The sequence below is a fragment of the Pseudomonas sp. Pseusp97 genome, assembly GCF_047304025.1.
In the GTDB taxonomy this organism is placed as follows: domain Bacteria; phylum Pseudomonadota; class Gammaproteobacteria; order Pseudomonadales; family Pseudomonadaceae; genus Pseudomonas.
The window spans coordinates 1-3,026 of sequence record NZ_JBGLYK010000371.1; the positions used below are offsets into that span (position 1 = coordinate 1).

3 protein-coding genes are annotated in these 3,026 nt (G+C 66.1%); all 3 read right to left on the reverse strand.

Annotation, left to right across the window (positions count from 1 at the left end):
- Positions 1-177: 177 nt before the first annotated feature.
- From ACCC94_RS28950 to ACCC94_RS28960, 3 genes are read right to left on the reverse strand one after another with little or no spacing between them, the layout of a single operon-like run.
- A complete protein-coding gene (locus tag ACCC94_RS28950) occupies positions 178-960 on the reverse strand; it encodes a MetQ/NlpA family ABC transporter substrate-binding protein (RefSeq protein ID WP_413353023.1) in 783 nt (260 codons plus the stop codon).
- 41 nt (positions 961-1,001) lie between these two features.
- Positions 1,002-1,667 (reverse strand): methionine ABC transporter permease, encoded by a 666-nt coding sequence (locus ACCC94_RS28955; protein ID WP_413353024.1) that lies wholly within the window; start codon positions 1,665-1,667, stop codon positions 1,002-1,004.
- Positions 1,664-2,674: a methionine ABC transporter ATP-binding protein gene (locus ACCC94_RS28960; protein WP_413353026.1), complete on the reverse strand. Its 1,011-nt coding sequence runs from the start codon at positions 2,672-2,674 to the stop codon at positions 1,664-1,666. The genes ACCC94_RS28955 and ACCC94_RS28960 overlap by 4 nt, the downstream gene beginning before the upstream one ends.
- Positions 2,675-3,026: the final 352 nt, after the last annotated feature.

A 3,026-nucleotide genomic window follows, 5' to 3' on the forward strand; every position in this document is an offset into this window, starting at 1 on the left:
GGGCTTGCTCGCGAACACGCCCGGCTCCGAAGTGGCAGGCGTAAATCGTTCGCGAGCAAGCTCGCTCCTACGAAAAGCCCGCATGCCCGCAAGCTTGAAAGTGGAATGCGAATAGCCAGAAACAAAAAAGCCCGGTCATTCGACCGGGCTTTTTCCTGAGCCTCAGCTGCGCGGCAATCAGAACGCCGGAACGACAGCGCCCTTGTACTTCTCGAGGATGAACTGCTTCACCTCGGGGCTGTGCAGGGCGGCGGCCAGCTTCTGCATGGCGGCGCTGTCCTTGTTGTCCGGGCGGGCAACCAGGATGTTCACGTAGGGCGAGTCGGCGCCTTCGATGGCCAGCGCATCCTTGGTGGGGTTCAGCTTGGCTTCCAGGGCGTAGTTGGTGTTGATCAGGGCGAGGTCGACCTGGGTCAGCACGCGCGGCAGGGTGGCCGCTTCCAGCTCACGCACCTTGATGTTCTTCGGGTTGGCGACGATGTCCTTCGGGGTGGCGGTGATGGACTTGTTGTCCTTGAGCTTGATCACACCGGCCTTGTCCAGCAGCAGCAGCGCGCGGCCGCCGTTGGTGGCGTCGTTGGGGATCACCACGGTGGCGCCGGAGGGCAGCTCTTCGAGCTTCTTGAACTTGGTGGAGTAGGCGCCCAGCGGCTCGATGTGCACGCCGGTGACGGCGACCAGGCTGGTGCCCTTGGTCTTGTTGAACTCATCCAGGTACGGCTGGTGCTGGAAGAAGTTGGCGTCCAGGCGCTTCTCGGCGACCTGGGTGTTGGGCTGCACGTAGTCGGTGAATTCCTTCACTTTCAGCTCAACCCCTTCCTTGGCCAGGATGGGTTTGACGAAGTTGAGGATCTCGGCGTGCGGCACCGGGGTGGCGGCGACGGTCAGGCTGTCGGCGGCCTGGGCCAGCGGGGCGGCGATGACGGCGGCGGCAGCGAACGCGGCGAACAGTTTCTTCATGCTTGGCTCCTTGGTCGGCCCGCATCCGGCGGGCCTTGCGGTTATTTGCGGGAGTAGTGGACCACCAGCTTGTCGCCGACGGTCTGCAGGATCTGGACGAGGACCACCAGCATCACCACGGTGAGCAGCATCACGTCGTCCTGGAAGCGTTGGTAGCCGTAGCGGATCGCCAGGTCGCCGAGTCCGCCGGCGCCGACCACACCGGCCATCGCGGTGTAGGACACCAGGGTGATGGCGGTGACGGTGATGGCGGCGATGATGCCCGGACGGGCTTCGGGCAGCAGGGCGTTCCAGATGATCTGGCGGGTGCTCGCGCCCATGGCCTGGGTGGCTTCGATGATGCCCTTGTCCACCTCGCGCAGCGCGGTTTCCACCAGGCGTGCGAAGAACGGCGTGGCACCCACCACCAGCGGCGGGATGGCCCCGGCGACGCCCAGCGAGGTACCGACCAGGATCACCGTGAGCGGGATCAGCACGATCAGCAGGATGATGAACGGCAGCGAGCGCAGCACGTTGACGATGAACGCCAGCACGCCGTAGATGCCGCGGTTGGCGAACAGCTGGCGCGGCCCGGTGAGGAACAGCAGCACGCCCAGCGGCAGGCCGAGGATGACGGTGAACAGCAGCGAGCCGCCGAGCATCCAGAAGGTGTCGAGGCTGGCCTGGAGGATTTCCGACCAATCAATATTTACGAAGAAGTCGCTCATGGGCGCAGCACCTCCACATGGACGTCGGCCGCGTTGAGCTGCGCCAGCGCGGCTTCGATGTCACCGCCCACCAGCGACAGGGTGAGCTGGCCGTAGGGCTGGTCCTTGATGCGGTCGATGCGCCCGGCAAGGATGCTGTAGTCCACGCCGGTCTGGCGCGCGACGGTGCCCAGCAGCGGCGCGTAGGTCGCTTCGCCGCGGAAGGTCAGGCGCAGGATGCGGCCCGGCACGTGGGCGAAGTCGTCGTGCTGCTCCTCTTCATCCACGCGCTCGGCCTCGAAGACGAAGCGGCGGGTGGTCTCGTGCTGCGGATGGAGGAACACGTCGGCGACCTCGCCCTGTTCGACGATGCGCCCGGCGTCCATTACCGCCACCTGGTCGCAGACCCGACGGATCACGTCCATCTCGTGGGTGATCAGGACGATGGTCAGCTTCAGCTCGCGGTTGATCTCGGCCAGCAGTTGCAGGACCTGCCCAGTGGTTTGTGGGTCGAGGGCGCTGGTGGCCTCGTCGCAGAGCAGGATGGTCGGCCGGCAGGCCAGTGCGCGGGCGATGCCGACGCGTTGCTTCTGGCCGCCGGAGAGCTGCGCCGGGTACTTGCGGGCGTGGTCCTTGAGGCCGACGCGCGCGAGCAGTTCGTCCACCCGTGCGGTGATCTCGGCGGCGCTGTAGGTGCCGGCGAGCCTCATCGGCATGGCGATGTTGTCGGCGACGGTCTTGGAGGCCAGCAGGTTGAAGTGCTGGAAGATCATCCCGACGCGCTGGCGGAAGCGGCGCAGGCCGTCGGCGTCCAGGGCGGTGATGTCTTCGCCGTCGATGACGATGCGTCCGCCGCTGGGTTCTTCCAGGCGGTTGATCAGGCGCAGCAGGGTGCTCTTGCCGGCGCCGGAATGGCCGATCAGGCCGAACACCTGGCCGCCCTCGATGGACAGGCGGGTCGGCTGCAGGGCCGGGATATCGCGTCCGGCGACGCGATAGGTCTTGTGGACGTCGTGGAATTCGATCACTTAGCGAACCTTGTGGGTACGGGGAGGCGCCGTTCGCTGCCGGGGCCGTCGGATGAACAGGCGTAGGCAACGAGCGTAGGCGGTCAGCCAAAACCGCGCATTTTAACCTGCTTTTTTATGGCTGATTAATCTTTGTTCAGCTAAGAACGGAACAAAAGGAAATAAAGGGCGCCGCGAACGGGCGCCCTTGGGGGCTCAAGGCGTGCAGTTCGGCTGGGCGGGCGGAACGGCCGGAACAGCGGGCTTCTGCAGGCCGCTCACGTCGGCGGCGACGCCGGGGGCGCGGGGCATCAGCGAGCGGGCGCGGGTCAGGGCGGTGGTGGCGCCGTTGACGTCGCCCTTGGCCAGGGCC

Coding starts and splice junctions, on each gene's coding strand:
- ACCC94_RS28950 (WP_413353023.1), bottom strand. CDS start 960: ATGAAGAAACTGTTCGCCGCGTTCGCTGCCGCCGCCGTCATCGCCGCC.
- ACCC94_RS28955 (WP_413353024.1), bottom strand. CDS start 1,667: ATGAGCGACTTCTTCGTAAATATTGATTGGTCGGAAATCCTCCAGGCC.